The sequence below is a fragment of the Glutamicibacter sp. genome, from assembly GCF_032154645.1.
Classification (GTDB): domain Bacteria; phylum Actinomycetota; class Actinomycetes; order Actinomycetales; family Micrococcaceae; genus Glutamicibacter.
Genome location: NZ_JALDXV010000002.1, coordinates 314,119 through 332,749, shown reverse-complemented (window position 1 = coordinate 332,749; position 18,631 = coordinate 314,119). Strand labels below are relative to the sequence as shown.

The following is an 18,631-nucleotide window of genomic DNA, read 5'->3' as shown; positions in this document are numbered from 1 at the left end:
GCAGAGCAAAGGAGAGCAGCATGCAGCAGCCCCAGGTCACCATCGTCGGTTCCAGCAACGTCGACATCACCGCGCTGATGAACCGGCTGCCTTCTCCGGGCGAAACCGTGCTGGCTGACTCCTATCAACTCACGTCCGGAGGCAAGGGCGCCAACCAGGCCCTGGCAGCAGCCCTGGCGGGGGCGCGTACCGAATTCATCGGCGCGGTCGGACGGGATCTGAACGCACAGATCGCCCTGGAGCAGTTGGACGCCGCCGGCGTAGTACTTGAACGCGTGGCGCGGGTCGAGGCAAACACCGGGGTGGCGATCATCCAGGTGGACGCCGCCGCGGAGAACTGCATTGCGGTGGTCTCCGGGGCCAACGCGGGCGTGGACGCCAAGGCGGTGCGGGATGCCGGGGCGCTGCACGGCATTCTAGTGCTGCAGGGAGAGATCCCAGCCTCCGGCATCGCGGCCGCCATCGATGCAGCGGAGGAGCGCGTGGTGCTCAACCTGGCTCCGGTCATCGAACTTCAGCGCCAATACCTGCTGGCGGCCAATCCGCTGGTGGCCAACGAGCACGAGGCGGCGCTGATCCTTGCCCAACTGGACGGCGCACAGCATCCGATCGACGAGCCAGAGGAGACGATCGCCGCGAAGCTGCTGGCCCACGGCATTGCCTCGGTGGTCATCACCCTCGGCGCCAACGGCTGCCTGGTGGCCGAGGGCGATCAGGTGCAGCAGCTGCCGGCGGTGAAGGTCGCGGCGGTAGATACCACCGGTGCGGGAGATGCCTTCACCGGAGCCCTGGCGGCACGGCTGGCGGCAGGGGACGGCCTAGAACAGGCGGCTGAATTCGCCGGAAAGTTTGCTGCGATGTCGGTGCAGGGCCACGGAGCCCAGGCATCCTATCCGCGCAGCCTTGACACTATCTAAAGAAGGACCGCACCACAGTGCTTAAAACCGACATCCTCAACGCACCGCTGCTGGCGCAGCTGGCCACCCTGGGGCACACCGACACGGTGATCATCGCCGACTACGGGCTGCCGCTGCCTGCTCGGACGCCAGTCGTCGACCTTGCCCTGGTCAAAGGGCAGTTGAGCTTCACCGCGGTGCTTGAGGTGCTGACCCGCAACCTGGTCATCGAGCACAGCACCCTGGCCTCTGAGGCTCAGGGCACCGAGGTGCAGACCTGGTGCGAACAGGCGGGACTGGCCCCGGAGTTCATCAGCCACGAAGCGCTGAAGCGGGAGATCTCCAACGCGAAACTCGTGGTGCGCACCGGAGAAGCCACCGCCTACGCCAATGTGATCCTGCGCAGCGGCGTGCCCTTCTAACCAGCGAATTAACTACATGATGCCTTGAACTGCGGCGCACCGCAGTTCAAGGCATCATGGCTTTAATGACTAGTTCTTCTTCAACTTCTTGGTGGGATCAAACTGCAGGAAGAACGAGGCCACAACCGCCAGGAGCAACAGGATTACTGCGAACCAGAGCCCTGCCAGCGGGTTGCCGGAGGCAGTCTCGGCAAAGCCCATGACGGTTGGTCCGAAGAATCCGCCGGTAATGCCCACGGTGTTCATCAGCGCCAGGCCGGTGGCCAGGGTGAGGCCGCCAAGCCGGTTTCCCGGGACCGAGAACATGATCGGCTGGACCACGAACCAGAACAAACCTGCCAGGGCGAAGCCCACCATGCCGAGCACCGGGCCGCCGATGACGCCGACGACGGTGCCCACCGTCATGGCCAGCAGGCCGACGGTGACAGCGCGTTTGGTGCGGTTCGGGGTTTTGGTGACCCGAGGGGTGATGAACAGCGCGCCCAAAGCGCCGAAGAACCAGGGAATGGCGGCCAACGAACCGATCAGCCAGGTAGCCATTGTGGTTTCCGAAGCCTTGGCGATAATGCTCGGCAGGAAGTAGGTGACCGAATAGAGCGAAATCTGGTGGGCAAGGTTGATGTAGATCGCGAACATCACCGTGCGATCCTTGAAAATGCCGATGAAGGAACGGGTTCCGGAGGCCGCCAACGATTCGGCTTCCTCGCGGGCCAGGCGCTCGGTGATCTCTGTGGCTTCCGCAGCGGTGAGCCACTTGGCATCCTGCGGCTTATTCGGCAGCATCAGCAGGATGACGGGGGAGAGCAGCACCGCAGGAATTGCCTCGATGATGAACATCCACTGCCAGCCGTACAGCCCACCCACGCCATCGAGCTGCAACAGCAGACCGCCCAGCGGACCGCCGATGATGCTGGCGATGCAGGCACCGACCAGGAAGTAGCCATTGGCGCGTGCGCGCATGTCCCGGCCGAACCAATAGGTCAGGTACAGCATGACGCCAGGGAAGAGACCGGCTTCGGCGGCGCCTAGCAGGATGCGCAGAATATAGAAGCTTGCCTCGTTGTTCACAAGCGCCATGCAACCGGAGATGATGCCCCAGGTGATCATGATGCGGAAGATCCATGCCCGGGCGCCGACCTTGTGCATGATCATATTGCTTGGAATTTCCAGAGCGGCGTAGGCCAGGAAGAACAGCCCGGCGCCCAGGCCGTAGGCGGCGGCCGACAGCCCGAGGTCGGCTTCGAGCCGGTCCTTGGCCATGGAGATATTCGTGCGGTCAAGGAAGGAAATGACGTAGACCAGCATGAGCAGCGGCATGAGCCGGCGCATGATTTTGGTGTTGACGGCCGCAACGCTGCGAGCGGATGTTGCCGAGGTATTGAGGGTGTTCATTGGTGACTCCATTGTCGAAGAAGTTTTAGACCAAGAGTGAGAGCGGCTGCTCGAGGTTTCGTTGAATAGCCGCGAGCAGCTGTGCCGCGACGGCCCCGTCCATGACGCGGTGATCGGCGGATAGGGTGCAGGTCATCACGGTGGCTACCTGCAGCTGACCGTCTCTGGCTACCGGGCGCTGCGTTGCGGCGCCGACCGCCAGGATGCCTGCCTGCGGCGGATTGAGGATGGCAGTGAACTGCTGGGTGCCGAACATTCCCAGATTGCTGACGGTAAATGAACCGCCGGCAAGCTCCGCAGGGCTGAGGTTGTTGCTCTTGGCACGGGCGGAAAAATCCGCCACGGTGCTGCTGACGGTGCCCAAAGACATGGCCTGCGCCCCGCGCAGCACCGGGGTCACCAGTCCTGTGTCGGTGGCGATGGCCACTGAAATATCGGCGGTGGAGAACTGGGTGATGGAGTCCTCATTCCAGCAGGCGTTGGCTGCCGGCACCTCGATCAGGGCGTGGGCAACAGCCTTGAGAATCAGGTCGTTGACGGTGATCCTTGCAGGGCTGGCCGCCTTGAGCTGCTGACGCAGAGCTAGCAGCGCATCCACCTCAATGTCCTGAGACAGATAGAAATGCGGCACGGTGCTCTTCGACTCGCTCAATCGGCGGGCTATCGCCTTGCGCATCCTGGTGAGTTCAACCCGAGTTGCTCCGGCTGGAAGTTCTGCCGCGGCGGAAGCTGCGACCGATGCAGGGCCGGCGACAGCCAGCTGAACTGGTGCCGGTGAAGACACGGGCGCCGCGGCGGCGATGGCCTTTTCAACATCGCTGCGCACAATGCGGCCCGAGGGGCCGCTGCCTTGCAGCTGCGCCAGATCGATCTGGTGTTCGCGGGCCATACGACGGGCCAGCGGGGAGCTGAAGGTCCGCTGGACCGCGACGGGAGCTGCTGCTTCCGGCGTGATGGTCACTGGTTGAGCACCGAGCCCGGCCTGGGCGAGCGCCGCAGCCACCTGTTCTTCGGAGTCTGTTTCCTGGGTCAACACGGCGATGGGTGCGCCCACCGCTACGTCCTCTCCTGCTGCAACCAACAGCTGGGCCAGGATGCCGGAAGCCTCCGACTCGTAGTCCACGGTGGCTTTTTCGGTTTCGATTTCGGCCAGCGGCTCGCCTGCCTGAACGGTGTCGCCTGGCTGCTTATGCCAAGCGGCGAGCAGCGCACTTGATGCATCGGCAATGATGGCGGGCATGGTGATGACAGATGCCATGAAAATCTTTGTCCTTTGGTGCTAGTTGCTGGTGCGGCCCAGATTCGCCGCGGCTCGGGCGAAGCCCTGGCTGATCTCTTCGACGCCCGCAAACGCGGCGCGTTCAAGCACCTTGGAGATGCTCGGGGAGGCTTCGGCGCCGGTGACACGCTGCACCGGCTGATCCAGGTAGTCGAAGAAGCGGCGCTGGATTTCATCGGCAAGCCAGGCCCCGTACCCTGTTCCCACCGAGCCCTGTTCGACGATCATCACGTTGTTGGTCTTCTTGATCGATGCTTCGAGGCACTGCCAGTCGATGCTAGCCCGATCCAGCCAACGCAGGTCGATGACCTCGGCATCCAGCTGCGCAGATTGAGCCGCCTGCAGGGTCGGTTCGACCATTGCCAGATAGGTCAAGACCGTCAGCTCGGTGCCGGTGCGGCGAACCGCCGCCTTGCCTAGGGGAAGCCGGTAGGAAAAGTCCTCGCTGGGTCCAACTCCGGAGGAACCGTAGAGGTCCACATGCTCCAAGACGAGCACCGGGTCTTCCAGATCCAGAGCGGTGTTCATCAGGCCCACATAGTCATATGGGGTGGAGGCTGCGACGATACGCCACCCCGGCTGCGTAGCGAAAATACCCGCCGGGTCCATGGAATGCTGGGAGCCATAGCCGGTGCCCATTGCCACCTTTGAACGCAGCACCAGAGGCATGTTTCCCTGGCCACCGAACATATGGCGTGCCTTGCCGATCTGGTTGAACAACTGGTCCGCCGCTACCCACATGAAGTCCGCGTACATGAACTCCACCACCGGGCGCAGCCGGCCGTCCATGGCCATGCCTCCGGCAAGGCCGGTGAATGCGTTCTCGCTGATCGGGGTGCCGAGCACTCGCCCCGGGTGCTTGTCCACGAGCCCCTTGGTGGCGCCGTTGGTGCCGCCCTTGAGCCGGTGGACGTCTTCACCCATGACCACGATGCGCTCATCGGCCGCCATAGCTGAGTCCATGACACCTGCCACCGCGTCGATGAACTTCAGTACGGTCAGCTCGCCGCCGAACTCTTCCTGCTCAACGGAGTCGATTCCCGAAAGTTCCAAGGCCTCTGAACGGATGCCCACGTCGACAAAGCTTGGATCCGGCCAGAGTTCGGGGCGGATGCGCCGCTGGCCTGCGCGGGCTCCCGGTTCCTGCTCGGTCAGGGCCGCGGCGGCCGCCTTGCAGGCGTCCTGGATGCGACCGGTCATGGCCTGAATCTCTTCGGAGGTCATGATGCCGCGCTCCATCAGCATCTTCGCGGTGCGGGAGATGGGGTCGCGGTCCTTCCACAACTTTTCCTCGTCCTTGCTGCGATAGCCGAAGGCGCTGCCGGGGAAGGGGCCATTCTGGTGGAAGTAGCGGTAGACCTCGGCTTCGATGACCACCGGGCCTTGGCCCGCGCGCAGCTGTTCGGCCGCTTCCTGCATGGTCAGGTAGACGGCCAGAGGATCCATCCCGTCGACCCGGTAGGAAGTGATGCCAAAGCCCGGCCCCCTAGCCGAAAGCCTGGTTTCTGCGGTGACGTCGGCGATATGGGTGGAGACCGCATAGAGGTTGTTTTCGATGAAGAAGACCATTGGCAGTTTCCACGCGGCGGCCAGATTCATCGTTTCCAGGGTGGATCCAATGTTGGAAGCACCGTCCCCGAAATAGCTGATGCTCAGATCGCTGCCCGAGGAATCGGCGCAGTGGCCCTGGACGAAAGCGTTGCCAGCTGCCAGCGGCACGCCGCCACCGACGATGGCGTTGGTGCCCAGTGCCCCCGCTTCCATCCACTGCAGGTGCATGGAGCCGCCGCGGCCGCCGCTGAATCCGGTCTTGAGGCCGAGGACTTCGGCCAGGGTGCGTTCCAGCAGCTGCGCAATGTCATCGCCGAGTTCGGCGGCTGGATCCATGCGGTTGCCTTCGGCACTGCACAGGAAGGCTAGTGCCTTGGCGAGGAATTGGTGGTGTCCTCGGTGGGTGCCGTTCACCGCGTCGCTAGAGCGCAGGTCGATCGCAGAACCGACGGCGGCGCCTTCCTGACCGATGCTTGAGTGGGCAGGGCCGTGAACCAGGCCTTCGCCTGCCAACTCCAGCACCGTTTGTTCGAAGGAGCGGATGATCTGCATCTGCAACAGCATTGTTTCCAATAGCCGTGGGTCCGCTGTAAGCCAGTCCTCGTCGGTGGAGGCGATCTGCACCCATGGTGCGGCGGGGGCAAGAGGGGAGCGTTCACTCATGGTCGGTAATTCCTCGCTGAAGGTTGTTGAGCGCATCACCGATGACGGTGATCCGTGTCATTGAACGAGTGTAAACAGAAAATTGGATCCAATCAACCAATAAAAGTGAACAAATTCTCAAAATTGAGCTATTGTTGGATCCAATCAATGGATTCTGTGGAACTGAAATGAGAGAGCAGAGGCGGGACATGAACCGTGAAAATGTCATGGCAGTCACCGGAGGAGCCTCCGGAATTGGCTTTGCCTCGGCGTCCAAGTGGGTTGAGCAAGGAGGAAGCGCAGTCTTGTTGGACTACGACCTTGCCGCCGCACAGCGTGCCAGCCAGGACCTCGGCCCGGCGGCGCGGGCCCTTTACATCGATGTCGCCGATGCTCAGTCAGTAGTTCAGGCCTTCGCCGACCTCGCCGCCAAGGAACAGCGCATCGATGCCCTGGTGAATTCGGCGGGCATTGCACGTCCTGCACCCTCCTCGGAAATGACCGAGGATGAGTTCGGTTCCGTGATGGATATTCATGTCAATGGAACTTTCCGCGTCTGTCAGGCGGCCCGGAAGCTGCTGAGCGCCAGCGGACGCGGAAGTATCGTGAATCTCGCCTCGGTCGCAGCCATTGCCGGTATGCCAGGACGTGCAAATTACACCGCCGCAAAGTCAGCGATCGCCGGACTGACACGCACCCTGGCCGTTGAATGGGCGCCCGAGGGTATTCGCGTGAACGCGGTAGGCCCAGGTTATGTGCGCACCCCGTTTACCGATGTGTTGATCGGGCAAGGAAAGCTGCGGACCGACGGAATTGAAGCAAGAACGCCACTGGGCCGCTTCGCACAGCCGGAAGAGATTGCCAATGTGATCCACTTCTTGGCCACTACTGACTCGTCTTATGTCACCGGCCACCTGTTGATGGCCGACGGCGGACTGACCGTACAAGGAGACTGGTACTAAATGAGCGCAACAATCAACTACGATTTCAACGGCAGCAATGCCCTGGTTACCGGAGCCTCAGGCGGTATTGGCAGTGAACTGGTTGCGCTGCTGTTGCACGCCGGGGCACGGGTCGTCGCCCAGGATCTAAACATGGATGCCCTTCAAAGGATGGCTCAGAAACTGGATTGCCCCGAAGGGCAGCTGACGTTGCTTGCAGGGGATGCCAGCGACCCGGAGATGATTCAGGAGTCAGTTGCACTTGCTGCCGGGGAAGGTCAGCTGGACATGCTTTTTCCTGTGGCGGGAATCTACCCGCAGTCGGCGGTGGCCGACACCAGCGATGAACAGTGGCGTCGAGTTCAGCAGATCAATCTCGACGCGGTGTTTTCCCTGATGCGTGAGGCGCTGACCCGCATGGGCCTGGGCGGGACAATTACCGCATTCGCTTCGCTCGCGGGGCACCGCGGCAGCAAGGAACACGCCGCCTATGCTGCGAGCAAGGCGGGATTGATCGCCCTGGTGCGTTCCTTGGCGCATGAGGTCGGCCCGAAAGGGGTCAGGGTCAACGCCGTATCTCCCGGAACCATCGCCACATCCATGGTGAGAGACCTGGTGGCCCAGCGTGGAGACACCATGTTGGAGTCAACTCCACTGCAGCGTTTCGGGCAACCTGGTGAAGTTGCTTCCGTGGCGGCGTTCCTTGCCAGCGATGCAGCTTCATTTGTCACCGGAGAAGTAGTGCACGTGAACGGCGGGCTGTTCATGGCCGGCTAATGCCTGTCTAAGCATCCGTCCACCACCGCTGTCTTTAGAATGGATCCATGACCAAGAATTCTGCGCCAACAACCGGCCGCGCGGCAGTGAGCCAACAGATCGCCGACCAGCTGCGCAGCGAAATTCTCGCGGGGATCAGGGTTCCCGGGGAACGCATCCGCCAAGAACTCTTGGCCGAAGACTTTGGTGTGAGCCGCCTGCCGATCCGCGAAGCCCTGCGCATCGTTGAATCCGATGGACTGGTGACCCTCGTGGCTAATACAGGCGCCTGGGTCTCAAGTCTTGATCTCGCGGAGTGCACGGAAACCTACTTGATCCGCGAGCAGCTTGAACCGCTGCTGCTGCGCCACTCGGTGGTGAATTTCAGCGATGAGCTCATCGAGCGGCTGGTTGATCTGGAAGCCCAGATCGAACAGGCAGGAAACGTGGAAGACTACCTAGATCTAGACCGGAAATTCCATCGCCTGAGCTACAGCGCAGCACAAATGCCTCAATTGGCGGCTATGGCGACCCGCATGTGGAACACCACGCACCACTATCGGCGCGCCTACACCCGATTGATCGGGTGGGAGGGCTTGCAGATGACGCATTTCGAGCACAAGCTGTTGGTCGAGGCCTTCAGGCACCGGGATGCAGATGAAGCAGGACGGTTGATGTACGGGCACCTGCGCCGTACCCGTCTGGAGCTCAGCCGCCACCCGGAACTCTTTGAAACCACTGAACCAAAGAACCGCAGGAAATAATCAATTGGTCTTCGTGGCGTAGGGTCTTGAGTGTGGGACAAAAACGAAACAGACTTGCACAGGTCGCCCCGGAAGCGGCCCTGCTGCTGGGTGCCGGACGTGCCATCCTCCTGCAGCTGGCAGACCCGCAGGTAGGCCGGGCGATCGCTGAACACTCAGATTTTGCCGCCAACCCACTATCTCGGTTGATTCACACGCTCGGCTATATCTATGCGCTGAGCAACGGCAGCGACGAGCAGCAACGCGCCATCATCGAACATGTCAACAGGGCCCACGCTCCGGTGCATGGAACCAGAAACAAAACATCGAATGAGCCGGCATATTCGGCCTTCGATCCGAACCTTCAGCTATGGGTGGCAGCGACGCTCTTTGACTCGGCCCGTGCTCTCGGCGCGCAGGTTCTGCCGTGGTGGCAGGAGGTAGCGGGTGATCAGCTTTATCGGGAGTATGCCAGGCTTGGCGATGCGCTTCAGATGCCGACCGAGTACTGGCCGGAGCATGAGAAAGCCTTCAATTCCTACTTTGCCCAACGACTGACAACGCTGAACGTGAACGAGTCGGTCAAGTCGCAGGCCACAGAACTGTTTCGGGGACAACATGCACCGTGGTGGATTCGGCTTCCACTGCCGTTGATGAGGGACGTAACTATCGCTCAGCTTCCGCCGCGGGTGCGCGAACTCTTCGGTTACGAGATCACTGCTTCGGTGCGCCGCCGCAATGCTGCGGTAATTTTTTCGGCCCGCGCGGCAACTCGTATTCTTCCGAGGTTCATCCGCCACGCTCCGGCCAGGATGATATTGAAGTATGTCCAGAAAATGTCTGCTGATTCTGCTGACAGTTAATAATCAAATTCCTTGGGCATATTCCTTCTAGGGGGAATCATGCGCGGCACGAACACCAAAACGAAGATCGCCAGGATCATGAGCGAGCCGCCGAAAATCATGGCAGGCAAGAATCCTGCCATGATCTGAATGACGAATCCAACGCAACCTGCCATGAGTAGACCGGCCCCGACTCCTACAAAACGAACCACACGGTGGCCCAGAAACACCGTGGTGGGCTTGAGCCGCTGCCCAAAGAAATGACGGTGCACGAGTACCGGCAAGAGTAGAGCCAGGATCAGCAGGAATGAAAAGATCAGTAGCACCAGATAGGTTACGTGCTCGGCAAAGCTCAACTCCCTGAACCTGCTTTGAAAGGGGAGGGAAATCAAGAACGCTGCCAGAATCTGAATTCCCGTCTGCATGACCCGGATCTCTTGAAGGATTTCATTCCACTGCCGGTGCGGTGCCCCTGGCGATGTATCTGGTCTGGTTCGTGCGGACACGTGGATCTCCCGGTAGAGCTGGGTCAATTGCAGTCCGGAAATTACCGACTGATGCTAATCACGATTTTGCCACTTTAGCTTTCGATATTCACGGAAGCACTACGTCGAAGGTCGCTCATCCCAAGAATTGGCAACGGAGCAACTATTCACATTGATAGAACACATATTCGAGTTTAAGTAGTACACTGGTTTCACATTCGAATACATTCGGTGGTGAAGTGTTCACTATGCCAAGGTCGCGACCATCCCAATGTATTGCCAAGGTCTGCAAGATTGGAGGGCGGGATGAGTGCATTGAATGAGAATCCAAATCCGGACTGGACTAGGAAAACTCCGCGCGTGGGAACTTCGTGGGTGTGGGCGCTGCCCAGCACCGGAATTCAGTGGTGCGACTGCGGCGAGGGTCATGAACTGACCCGGGAAACACTCTGGAGCATTGCCCACGAGCTACGCATGCAGCGCTGCTTAGAACTGACCTACGGGGAGCTCATGGAACTGGCCATGGCGGTATGGCGTCATGAAACGGTGTGCGCGTTTTTTCAGGAGGCTTTGAACCGCGCAATTATCGATGTCTATGGCCGCTATGACCGGCACTATCCCATTGGGGCCGCCTTAGACATCGTTGGATACCTATCGAAAAATTGGCAGGGCTGCCCGGAGAATGATTTTCAAGCTTAGTCGTTTAAAGTAGACCAGCCCCATCGATGATGGAGCTGGCGTTGGTAGTGCTAATTAGTGGCCGGTGACCTGCGCGAAGGGCGGGGTCTGGACGTCCTCAGCAATTGCTACGGCTGGATCGTCACCGAGGTGGATGATTTTATTCTCTGTATCGACGTGCACCACGCTGGGTACATAGCTTCGTGCTTCGGCGTCTTCCATCTGCGCATAGCTGATCAGAATGACCAGGTCGCCTGGATGCACCAGGTGCGCCGCAGCGCCGTTGATGCCGATGACGCCGCTGCCTGGCTCTCCTGCGATGGTGTAGGTCTCCAGGCGGGCGCCGTTGGTGATGTCGACGATGCTGACCAGTTCACCGGGCAGGATGTCCGAGGCTGCAAGCAGGTCGGAGTCCACCGTCACCGATCCTACGTAGTGCAGATCTGCCTGGGTGACAGTGGCCCGGTGGATCTTTGATTTGAACATGGTGCGTTGCATGGCGTCAGACGTCCTTGGGTGATGCGTAGTCTTTCGAACAACAAGTGTACGCTTCGACTTTGTCGGTTAGGCAAGATGGTGGGAGCTATCACTCCCACAGCTGGTCGACGGATGAAGCGACAGTTGCATTTGAGGTAGTTTGGCCCTGAGGACTCGGATGCTGGAGTCGATTTGTAAGTTTCGCAGAGGCGTTTTGTAATTATTCAATGTGTTTAGTAGGGCAGAATCGCTGTAAATAAAGGCCTTCATTGGTGTCGCTTGTAATTCTTGGACTGAGACCTAATAAATATTGGCTGAAGTAGTCGGCAAAAAGAACGTCCCCGAAGAACCGGTGGGATCTTCGGGGACGCGTGACGACGCCTTGCGGCGACCTGCACTACAGGTTATGCAGGCAGGTGAGCTTCGAGAGCCTTGTGGACCGAGCCGTCAGCCAGCAGATCGTAGGCTGCTTCCAGTTCGGCGGAAAGGAAACGGTCCTGTCCTGGGCCGGCAACCTTGCTGCGCAGTACTTCAAGCACCGCACCGGTAGCTGGGCCTGGCTTCAATGGGGCACGCAGGTCTAGGGCGCGGCCGGCAATCAGCATTTCCACTGCAAGGATGCGGCGGAGGTTCGCAACGGCGGTGCGCAACTTGCGCGCAGCGTGCCAACCCAGGGAAACGTGGTCTTCCTGCATTGCGGAAGAAGGGATGGAATCAACGCTGGCAGGAACTGCCAGGCGCTTGTTCTCTGCCACCAGACCGGCCTGGGTGTACTGGGCGATCATCATGCCCGAGTCAACGCCTGGATCGTCGGCTAAGAAGGCTGGCAGATCGCGGGAGCGGGCTGGGTCCAGCATGCGGTCGGTGCGGCGCTCGGCAATGGAGCCGAGGTCTGCCACTGCGATAGCCAGGAAGTCCAGCACGTAGGCTACCGGTGCACCGTGGAAGTTGCCGTTGGAGGTGACTTCACCGCTTGGCAGTACTACCGGGTTGTCGATGGCAGCTGCCAGTTCACGGGTGGCGACCAAGCGGGCGTGGGTGATGGTGTCGCGGGCGGCGCCGGCAACCTGTGGGGAGCAGCGCAGCGAGTAGGCGTCCTGTACGCGGCCGTCGCCCTCGCGGTGCGATGCAACGATAGGGGAGCCTGCCAGGAAAGCGAACATGTTCTGTGCGCTGCGGCCCTGGCCTGGGTGTGGACGCAGTGGCTCGTGCAGTTCCGAGCGGAATACCTGGTCGGTACCCAGCTGAGCTTCAACGCTCATAGCCGCGGTGGCATCCGCGATGTCCAGCAGTTCGTCCAGGTCTGCCAGTGCCATGACCAGTTGGCCGAGCATGCCGTCGGTGCCGTTGACCAGCGCCAGACCTTCCTTTTCGGCAAGCTCGATTGGGGTCAGGCCGGCTTCTGCGAAGAGCTCTGGAACCGGGCGGATGTTGCCGGCGGCGTCGGTGGCTTCGCCTTCGCCCATCAGTACCAGTGCGCAGTGCGACAGGGGAGCGAGGTCGCCCGAGCAGCCCAGCGAACCGTATTCGCGAACAACCGGGGTGATGCCTGCGTTGAGCATGCCGACCATGGTTTCGAGTACTACCGGGCGAACGCCGGCGCGGCCCGAAGCAAGGGTCTTAGCGCGCAGGAACATCAGTGCGCGAACTACTTCACGCTCTACCGGCTCACCCATGCCTGCGGCGTGGGATCGGATCAGTGAACGCTGCAGCTTGGCGCGGTCTTCAGGAGCAATGTGGCGGGTTGCCAGTGCGCCGAAGCCGGTGGAGATGCCGTAGACAGGGGTCTCGGCCGATGCTAGCGCGTCGATGTGGGCGCGGACCGCTGCAAGCTCGGTGAGCACTGCAGGATCGATGCTGATAGGTGCGTTGTGGCGGGCGACGGCGATGACGTCTTCCGCGGTGGCGCCAGAAAGGCTCAGGGTTACTTCGGTTGCAAGCTGTGTAGGCATGATCATCCGTTCAATGGGTCAAGTTCTCTTGAATTCAATTGTTCGGCAGTCGCGAAGTTAATGCTTGCCGATTCTCGGTGATCTGTCTGAGATCCCAGACTTGCCTTGCCCGAAGTGCAATGAAAGTGGCTAGAAAGTCAGTGGAACACCCTGGAGTGAGCCCTCTCCAAGGGTGTTGTTCTCGCCGGTGTCGCTGACCTGGGTATCGTCGCTGCGCCATGCAACGGTGTTGCCCATTCCGGAGACCTTGACGTCGCGCACGGATTTGACCGCAACGATATTCCCGGTGCCGCTGATATCAAGGGACTTCATGTGGTTTGAAACGATCATATTTCCGGTGCCGGTAATGGTGACATCGCGGCAGTCACCGATGAGGAAGAGGGTCTTGCCGTTTTCGGCGATGGTGTCACTGCCGGTGCATTTGGTCTTGGTCGCGTGCTTCAAGATCGTTTCAAACGACTGTTGGAAGCTGTCGCCTCCGGCAGTTTCCTTCGGAACGTTGCCGCTTGGGGTGGCGGTCCCGTCAGCGTCCTTCGGGCTTGGGGTCACGGTCGCGATGATAGACGGTGCGGTGCTTGAGCTCTGCTCTTCGGGCGCCTGTTCGATCGTGACGCAGCTTGCCAACGGAAGCACGAGCAGACCAGCTGCCAGCGGGAGGATCAAACGGGCTGATTTGGTCTTTTTCATGCTTTTCCTTACGCAGATCTGGAGAAGTGCTACTACCTCCATGGTGGCTGATCTGCGGGGCAAATTCATCTTGAGTCCGCTCTTTTTAGGGTGTGAAGTTCGAAACTCCCAAGTTTCGGCCCGCCGCAGGCGCAAAGACTCCACTGCTTTCTGAAGGTTTTAAATATGCAAAGTATTTGTGGCGTATTTGGCGTATCCTAGGTGAACCACGAGGGAATAGTGGTACTGAAAACAGCGCAACGGGAGGTTGAATGGGAAGGTACTTCGCCCCTACTTACTAGCGTTGCCCCTTCACGGCGGGCGACCCTAAACAAGGAGAAGCTATGCCGCACAAGAAGCATGGGGGAGTCGGGCTGATTATCGGCGGAGCGATAATCGCAATGCTGTTCCTCGCATTCATCTACGTCGTACCGCACAGCAGTCCAAGCGATGCTACGCCGTTGTGGATCGGTGCCATCTGGGCCATGCTTGCCATGTGCTGGGGATTGTTTAGATTCGTGGCAGGGCCAAGCAAGCTTGATCATCTGCACGGTGGAACCGATGCAGATCTCTAGATAAGCCAGAGAAAAATACGAGACCGAAGGACCGCAATTGCGGTCCTTCGGCGCGTGATCCTGAGAGTTTCCCGACCGGAATCGGGGTGGGCTGTAGAAGCTTTCGTGTAGTTGATAGCGTCCGAAGTACTCAACCAATTCGGAGGGGAAACATGTCGAAGACATCAACAACACCAGCTAAGAAGACCGCGCGAGAAAATGCAGAGCACGGTTTCATCGCCAGCGCGGTGCTGCGCGATGCACTGCAATCGGTGCTGGTAAACCTGCTTGACCTGCAGTTGGTAGGAAAACAGATCCACTGGAACGTCGTTGGACCGAACTTCCGCGACCTGCACCAGAATCTTGATGAGATCGTGGACATCGCCCGGCGTGGATCCGACGAAATCGCCGAGCGCATGCGGGCGCTGCATGCCACCCCGGATGGGCTGGCGGCCACTGTCGCCAAATACAGCAAGATCGAACAGCCGATCAATACCGAAATCCTCACCACCGACGCGGTGGACATGGTCGTCAAGGCCCTGCAGTCCACGGTCGCGGTGATGCGCGAGGTGCATGACCCGGTTGATGAAGCAGATCCGACGACGGCGGATATTCTCCATGAGTACATCGCCGCCCTGGAGCAGCAGGCCTGGTTCATCAGTGCAGAAACCCGCAAGCCCTAAACTGCACGGTTAAATACTTCTGGGCTGGTAGAACCGTGTGGGGTTCTACCAGCCCAGTCGTTGAGCCCGGCGAGGGGCAGCTGTTACTTTGCTTCGGCAGCGGTGCGCAGCAATGGGATGACGACGCCGCGCTCTTCGGCAACCTCAACGGCGCGCTCGTAGCCTGCATCCACGTGGCGGATGACGCCCATGCCTGGGTCGTTGGTCAGCAGTGCCTCAAGCTTGGCTGCTGCCAGCTCGGAGCCGTCGGCCAGCGAAACCTGGCCGGCGTGGATCGAGCGGCCCATGCCTACGCCGCCGCCGTGGTGGATCGAAACCCACGAAGCGCCGGAGCTGGTAGCGGTCAGTGCGTTCAGCAGTGGCCAGTCAGCGACCGCATCCGAGCCGTCCTTCATGGACTCGGTCTCGCGGTATGGCGAAGCAACGGAGCCGGAGTCGAGGTGGTCGCGGCCGATCACGATCGGGGCGGAAACCTTGCCCTCGGCAACCAGCTTGTTGAACAGCAGGCCAGCCTTGTGGCGTTCGCCGTAGCCCAACCAGCAGATGCGTGCCGGCAGGCCCTCGAACTCGACCTTCTCAGCTGCTGCATCCAACCAGCGGTGCAGGTGTTCGTTCTCTGGGAACAGTTCCTTCAGGGCCTCGTCGGTGACGCGGATGTCCTCTGGATCGCCGGAAAGTGCAACCCAGCGGAATGGGCCAAGGCCCTCGCAGAACAGCGGGCGGATGTAGGCAGGAACGAAGCCTGGGAATTCGAAGGCGCGGGTGTAGCCGCCCTTGCGGGCCTCGTCGCGGATCGAGTTTCCGTAGTCAAAGACCTCGGCGCCGGCATCCTGGAACTCAACCATTGCCTGGACCTGAGCTGCCATGGCTGCCTGGGCCTTCTTGGTGAAGCCGATGGGATCTGCCTTGGCTTCTGCGTCCCACTGTTCCATGGTGTATTCGGTCGGCAGGTAGCTCAGTGGATCGTGGGCCGAGGTCTGGTCGGTGACGATGTCGATGGTGAACTCGCCGGCCTGGTGGCGCTTGAGCAGTGCCGGGAAGACCTCTGCGGCGTTGCCGACGTAGCCTACGGACAGTGCGCGGCCTTCGGCCTTGGCTGCCAGTACCTTTTCCAGTGCCTTGTCCAGATCCAGCTCCACCTCGTCCAGGTAGCGCTTGGAAACGCGGCGGCGCAGGCGGGACTCGTTCACGTCCACGATCAGTACGGCGCCGCCGTTGAGGGTGACGGACAGTGGCTGGGCGCCGCCCATGCCGCCGCAGCCGCCGGTCAGGGTCAGGGTGCCGGCCAGGGTGCCGTTGAAGCGCTTCTTAGCAACCGCTGCGAAGGTTTCGTAGGTGCCCTGCAGGATGCCCTGGGTGCCGATGTAGATCCACGAGCCAGCGGTCATCTGGCCGTACATCATCAGGCCTTCGGCCTCAAGCTTGCGGAAGTGCTCCCAGTTGGCCCAGTCGCCGACCAGGTTCGAGTTGGCGATCAGTACGCGCGGTGCCCACTTGTTGGTCTTGAAAACGCCAACCGGCTTGCCGGACTGCACCAGCAGGGTTTCGTTCTCTTCCAGGTTCTTCAGGGTGTCGACGATGGCGTCGAAGGCTTCCCAGGAGCGGGCTGCCTTGCCGGTGCCGCCGTAGACGACCAGGGAGTCTGGGTGCTCTGCAACCTCAGGGTCGAGGTTGTTCATCAGCATGCGCAGTGGGGCTTCGGTGGCCCAGGACTTGGCGGTCAGTTCGGTGCCGCGTGGTGCGCGGACAACTCGTGGTTCGTGGCTCATCTTTGATCCTTCGATGTAACGTGGCTTGCTTGATATCCATCATTCGCCATGATCGAGGGTCGCGGTACGCCAAAACCTCTAGTGCTGTCCGGTATCTCAGACTTACCCGCGGCGTCCGTGGACGCGGGCGGTCAATTGGGCGGCGGTGGCACGGATCGGGGCGATCAACTGCTCCCACTTCTCCTCCGGGATGCGGTCGGACAGGAAGGTGACAGCCACGGCGGCCACAGGCCAGCCGTTCGCGTCCTTGATGTCCACCGCGAGCGAATTGAAATCGGCCGTGACGTCCCCGCGTTCCACCGCATAACCGCGCTGCGCGGTTTGATCCAATTCGCGGCGCAGGTGCGAATAACTGGAAATCGCGGTGTGCGCATCACGGCTGGTGAAGCTGGCCGAGCTCGGATACAGGGCTCGGACCTGGCTCTTGGGCAGCGAAGCCAAAATGGCGCGGCCCGAAGCGGTTAGGTGCGATGGGAGGCGTACGCCGACGTCGGTGACCAGCGAAGGGCGGCCCTTCGCGCGCTCTTCCACAATGTAGAGCACGTCGGCACCGTGAAGCACCGCAAGGTGGGCGCTTTCGCCGATCTTATCCACCAACTGCGCAATCAGCGGCGCACCCAGGCGCGCCATCGGCTCCTGGCGGGTGTAGGCGCTGGAAAGTTCGAATGCCGAGACGCCCAAGCCGTAGGCCTTGTCTTCGGGATAGTGGGCGATGAATCCGTGCTCCAGCATCACATTCAGCAGCTGGTAAACGCTGGAACGCGGTAGGTCCAGCAGGGTGGCGATCATCGCTGCAGGGGTCGGGGTTTTGCGGCTGGCCAAAAGGCGCAGAATTTTCAGGGTATTGTCCGCCGCGGGAACCTTACTGCTCATGGACCCTCCTAGGAACGTGACGATCGGTCGATCAAGCATTCACGAGGTACTCGCGACCGCGATACTTCTGATGCATCAACTGATCATAGCGCCACAACCGCCGCTAGTGGTGCGTGGCCAGCGCCCCGTTGAGCTCTTCGAGGCGCGGAGGATTGGCTCCGGTGCGCTGTACCGTGAGGCCTGCTGAGGCAGTGGCAATCTGCAGCGCAGTCTCCAAGTCAGCCTCGTGCATGGCCCCGTTGTTGAGCAGCGCTTCATGCAGTGGACCTGCGGCGATTGCATGCAACAGGCCGGAGGTGAAGGCATCTCCAGCCCCCACGGTGTCGGCCACTGGGACCGCCAGTGATGGCACGGAAACTTCGTGGCGATCGGTGCGCAATTCCGCCCCCTGGACCCCGAAGGTCATGACCGCCAGCTTCGCCCCGAAATTCAAAATGTGTTCTAGGACTCGTGCGGTGTCCCAGCCCGGGTAGAGCCACAGCGCATCCTCGTGGCTGAGCTTCACTACGTGGCTAAGTGCATAGAACTTCTCGAGGCGGGAGATCACGATGCGACGCTTCTCTGCCAGCGCAGGTCTCAGGTTTGGATCGAAGCTGCGCAGCTGCTGCGCCGGTGAGGAGGCGAAGAGCTCCTGAATTTTGCTGGCGCTTTGCTTGCTGAATGCGGCAATGGATCCGGTGTGCAGGAATTGGGCATCCGTGGGCGCCAGGGCGTCCAGGGACCAGTTCAGATCGAATTCGTAGGTGGCGTCCCCATATTCGGTCAGGTTCACCGTGGCGCTGCCGGTGGGGCCGTCACTGACGCAGCGTTGGGCCAAATGGACGTTGGAATCCCTGAGATGCTCAATGATCCGGCGGCCATTCTCGTCATCTCCGATACCGGTCTGCAAGGTGACGTCATGGCCAAGTCGGCCCAGGCCTACTGCCACATTGAGTGGGGATCCGCCTGGATGAGCCACCGAATTAACGATGTCGACTAGTGCTTCGCCTACAACCTGAAATGTTGACATGCCACGATCCTACGTAGCGAT

General features: G+C 60.7%; 19 protein-coding genes. 9 read left to right on the top strand and 10 right to left on the bottom strand.

Translation table 11 applies throughout. The features are described 5' to 3' along the window. Window positions 1-20: 20 nt before the first annotated feature. Together RUH64_RS03415 and rbsD are read left to right on the top strand one after the other, a co-directional pair. Window positions 21-917 carry a ribokinase gene (locus tag RUH64_RS03415; RefSeq protein ID WP_313811302.1) on the top strand — a complete coding sequence of 299 codons (897 nt, stop codon included), beginning with the start codon at window positions 21-23 and terminating at the stop codon, window positions 915-917. A 17-nt stretch (window positions 918-934) separates the two neighbouring features. Further along, window positions 935-1,318, top strand: coding sequence for a D-ribose pyranase (gene rbsD / locus RUH64_RS03410; protein ID WP_313811300.1), 384 nt, complete (start codon window positions 935-937; stop codon window positions 1,316-1,318). A gap of 69 nt (window positions 1,319-1,387) precedes the next feature. Here rbsD and RUH64_RS03405 read toward each other — a convergent pair whose 3' ends face one another. From RUH64_RS03405 to RUH64_RS03395, 3 genes are read right to left on the bottom strand one after another with little or no spacing between them, the layout of a single operon-like run. Further along, the gene (locus RUH64_RS03405) at window positions 1,388-2,710 is read right to left on the bottom strand and encodes an MFS transporter (protein WP_313811298.1); all 1,323 of its coding nucleotides are present in this window, start codon (window positions 2,708-2,710) and stop codon (window positions 1,388-1,390) included. A 25-nt stretch (window positions 2,711-2,735) separates the two neighbouring features. After that, on the bottom strand, window positions 2,736-3,968 hold the full coding sequence (locus tag RUH64_RS03400) for a dihydrolipoamide acetyltransferase family protein (protein ID WP_313811297.1): 1,233 nt from the start codon (window positions 3,966-3,968) through the stop codon (window positions 2,736-2,738). Between the two features lie 21 nt (window positions 3,969-3,989). Beyond that, window positions 3,990-6,203 carry a thiamine pyrophosphate-dependent enzyme gene (locus RUH64_RS03395; protein WP_313811296.1) on the bottom strand — a complete coding sequence of 738 codons (2,214 nt, stop codon included), beginning with the start codon at window positions 6,201-6,203 and terminating at the stop codon, window positions 3,990-3,992. Window positions 6,204-6,391: 188 nt separating this feature from the next. On the opposite strand from RUH64_RS03395, the gene RUH64_RS03390 reads away from it, so the two are divergent. From RUH64_RS03390 to RUH64_RS03375, 4 genes are read left to right on the top strand one after another with little or no spacing between them, the layout of a single operon-like run. Next, window positions 6,392-7,144 (top strand): SDR family NAD(P)-dependent oxidoreductase, encoded by a 753-nt coding sequence (locus RUH64_RS03390; RefSeq protein WP_313811295.1) that lies wholly within the window; start codon window positions 6,392-6,394, stop codon window positions 7,142-7,144. Then, window positions 7,145-7,900 (top strand): SDR family NAD(P)-dependent oxidoreductase, encoded by a 756-nt coding sequence (locus RUH64_RS03385; RefSeq protein ID WP_313811294.1) that lies wholly within the window; start codon window positions 7,145-7,147, stop codon window positions 7,898-7,900. A 47-nt stretch (window positions 7,901-7,947) separates the two neighbouring features. Then, window positions 7,948-8,643, top strand: a complete 696-nt coding sequence (locus tag RUH64_RS03380; RefSeq protein ID WP_313811292.1) for a GntR family transcriptional regulator — start codon at window positions 7,948-7,950, stop codon at window positions 8,641-8,643. Between the two features lie 32 nt (window positions 8,644-8,675). Next, complete coding sequence (locus RUH64_RS03375; RefSeq protein ID WP_313811290.1) at window positions 8,676-9,485, top strand: oxygenase MpaB family protein; 810 nt, start codon at window positions 8,676-8,678, stop codon at window positions 9,483-9,485. Here RUH64_RS03375 and RUH64_RS03370 read toward each other — a convergent pair. After that, a complete protein-coding gene (locus RUH64_RS03370) occupies window positions 9,482-9,970 on the bottom strand; it encodes a DUF6328 family protein (protein ID WP_313811289.1) in 489 nt (162 codons plus the stop codon). The two genes, RUH64_RS03375 and RUH64_RS03370, sit on opposite strands and share 4 nt — an antisense overlap. Before the next feature lie 285 nt (window positions 9,971-10,255). Here RUH64_RS03370 and RUH64_RS03365 point away from each other — a divergent pair, with 285 nt between their 5' ends. Beyond that, window positions 10,256-10,648: a hypothetical protein gene (locus tag RUH64_RS03365; RefSeq protein ID WP_313811288.1), complete on the top strand. Its 393-nt coding sequence runs from the start codon at window positions 10,256-10,258 to the stop codon at window positions 10,646-10,648. A 54-nt stretch (window positions 10,649-10,702) separates the two neighbouring features. On the opposite strand, the gene panD is transcribed toward RUH64_RS03365, so the two are convergent. From panD to RUH64_RS03350, 3 genes are all read right to left on the bottom strand, one after another. Beyond that, window positions 10,703-11,125 carry an aspartate 1-decarboxylase gene (gene panD / locus RUH64_RS03360; protein WP_313811286.1) on the bottom strand — a complete coding sequence of 141 codons (423 nt, stop codon included), beginning with the start codon at window positions 11,123-11,125 and terminating at the stop codon, window positions 10,703-10,705. A gap of 383 nt (window positions 11,126-11,508) precedes the next feature. Then, window positions 11,509-13,062, bottom strand: coding sequence for a histidine ammonia-lyase (gene hutH, locus RUH64_RS03355; RefSeq protein ID WP_396275973.1), 1,554 nt, complete (start codon window positions 13,060-13,062; stop codon window positions 11,509-11,511). Between the two features lie 123 nt (window positions 13,063-13,185). Beyond that, window positions 13,186-13,743: a DUF3060 domain-containing protein gene (locus RUH64_RS03350; protein WP_313811283.1), complete on the bottom strand. Its 558-nt coding sequence runs from the start codon at window positions 13,741-13,743 to the stop codon at window positions 13,186-13,188. 323 nt (window positions 13,744-14,066) lie between these two features. Here RUH64_RS03350 and RUH64_RS03345 point away from each other — a divergent pair, with 323 nt between their 5' ends. Further along, a complete protein-coding gene (locus RUH64_RS03345; protein WP_313811281.1) occupies window positions 14,067-14,297 on the top strand; it encodes a hypothetical protein in 231 nt (76 codons plus the stop codon). A 152-nt stretch (window positions 14,298-14,449) separates the two neighbouring features. Further along, on the top strand, window positions 14,450-14,959 hold the full coding sequence (locus RUH64_RS03340) for a DNA starvation/stationary phase protection protein (protein WP_313811280.1): 510 nt from the start codon (window positions 14,450-14,452) through the stop codon (window positions 14,957-14,959). 83 nt (window positions 14,960-15,042) lie between these two features. On the opposite strand, the gene hutU is transcribed toward RUH64_RS03340, so the two are convergent. From hutU to RUH64_RS03325, 3 genes are all read right to left on the bottom strand, one after another. Beyond that, complete coding sequence (gene hutU / locus RUH64_RS03335) at window positions 15,043-16,728, bottom strand: urocanate hydratase (RefSeq protein ID WP_313811279.1); 1,686 nt, start codon at window positions 16,726-16,728, stop codon at window positions 15,043-15,045. Window positions 16,729-16,830: 102 nt separating this feature from the next. Continuing rightward, a complete protein-coding gene (locus RUH64_RS03330) occupies window positions 16,831-17,601 on the bottom strand; it encodes an IclR family transcriptional regulator (protein WP_313811278.1) in 771 nt (256 codons plus the stop codon). Window positions 17,602-17,704: 103 nt separating this feature from the next. Further along, window positions 17,705-18,610, bottom strand: a complete 906-nt coding sequence (locus RUH64_RS03325; protein ID WP_313811277.1) for a carbohydrate kinase — start codon at window positions 18,608-18,610, stop codon at window positions 17,705-17,707. Between the last annotated feature and the right edge of the window lie 21 nt (window positions 18,611-18,631).

What these genes read in the sequence shown, in the direction of transcription:
- RUH64_RS03390 (WP_313811295.1), top strand. Translation starts at nt 6,392, where the DNA reads ATGAACCGTGAAAATGTCATGGCAGTCACCGGAGGAGCCTCCGGAATT.
- hutH (WP_396275973.1), bottom strand. Translation starts at nt 13,062, where the DNA reads ATGATCATGCCTACACAGCTTGCAACCGAAGTAACCCTGAGCCTTTCT.
- RUH64_RS03350 (WP_313811283.1), bottom strand. Translation starts at nt 13,743, where the DNA reads ATGAAAAAGACCAAATCAGCCCGTTTGATCCTCCCGCTGGCAGCTGGT.
- panD (WP_313811286.1), bottom strand. Translation starts at nt 11,125, where the DNA reads ATGCAACGCACCATGTTCAAATCAAAGATCCACCGGGCCACTGTCACC.
- RUH64_RS03415 (WP_313811302.1), top strand. Translation starts at nt 21, where the DNA reads ATGCAGCAGCCCCAGGTCACCATCGTCGGTTCCAGCAACGTCGACATC.
- RUH64_RS03340 (WP_313811280.1), top strand. Translation starts at nt 14,450, where the DNA reads ATGTCGAAGACATCAACAACACCAGCTAAGAAGACCGCGCGAGAAAAT.
- RUH64_RS03325 (WP_313811277.1), bottom strand. Translation starts at nt 18,610, where the DNA reads ATGTCAACATTTCAGGTTGTAGGCGAAGCACTAGTCGACATCGTTAAT.
- RUH64_RS03405 (WP_313811298.1), bottom strand. Translation starts at nt 2,710, where the DNA reads ATGAACACCCTCAATACCTCGGCAACATCCGCTCGCAGCGTTGCGGCC.
- RUH64_RS03365 (WP_313811288.1), top strand. Translation starts at nt 10,256, where the DNA reads ATGAGTGCATTGAATGAGAATCCAAATCCGGACTGGACTAGGAAAACT.
- RUH64_RS03380 (WP_313811292.1), top strand. Translation starts at nt 7,948, where the DNA reads ATGACCAAGAATTCTGCGCCAACAACCGGCCGCGCGGCAGTGAGCCAA.
- RUH64_RS03395 (WP_313811296.1), bottom strand. Translation starts at nt 6,203, where the DNA reads ATGAGTGAACGCTCCCCTCTTGCCCCCGCCGCACCATGGGTGCAGATC.
- hutU (WP_313811279.1), bottom strand. Translation starts at nt 16,728, where the DNA reads ATGAGCCACGAACCACGAGTTGTCCGCGCACCACGCGGCACCGAACTG.
- RUH64_RS03400 (WP_313811297.1), bottom strand. Translation starts at nt 3,968, where the DNA reads ATGGCATCTGTCATCACCATGCCCGCCATCATTGCCGATGCATCAAGT.
- RUH64_RS03330 (WP_313811278.1), bottom strand. Translation starts at nt 17,601, where the DNA reads ATGAGCAGTAAGGTTCCCGCGGCGGACAATACCCTGAAAATTCTGCGC.
- RUH64_RS03385 (WP_313811294.1), top strand. Translation starts at nt 7,145, where the DNA reads ATGAGCGCAACAATCAACTACGATTTCAACGGCAGCAATGCCCTGGTT.
- RUH64_RS03345 (WP_313811281.1), top strand. Translation starts at nt 14,067, where the DNA reads ATGCCGCACAAGAAGCATGGGGGAGTCGGGCTGATTATCGGCGGAGCG.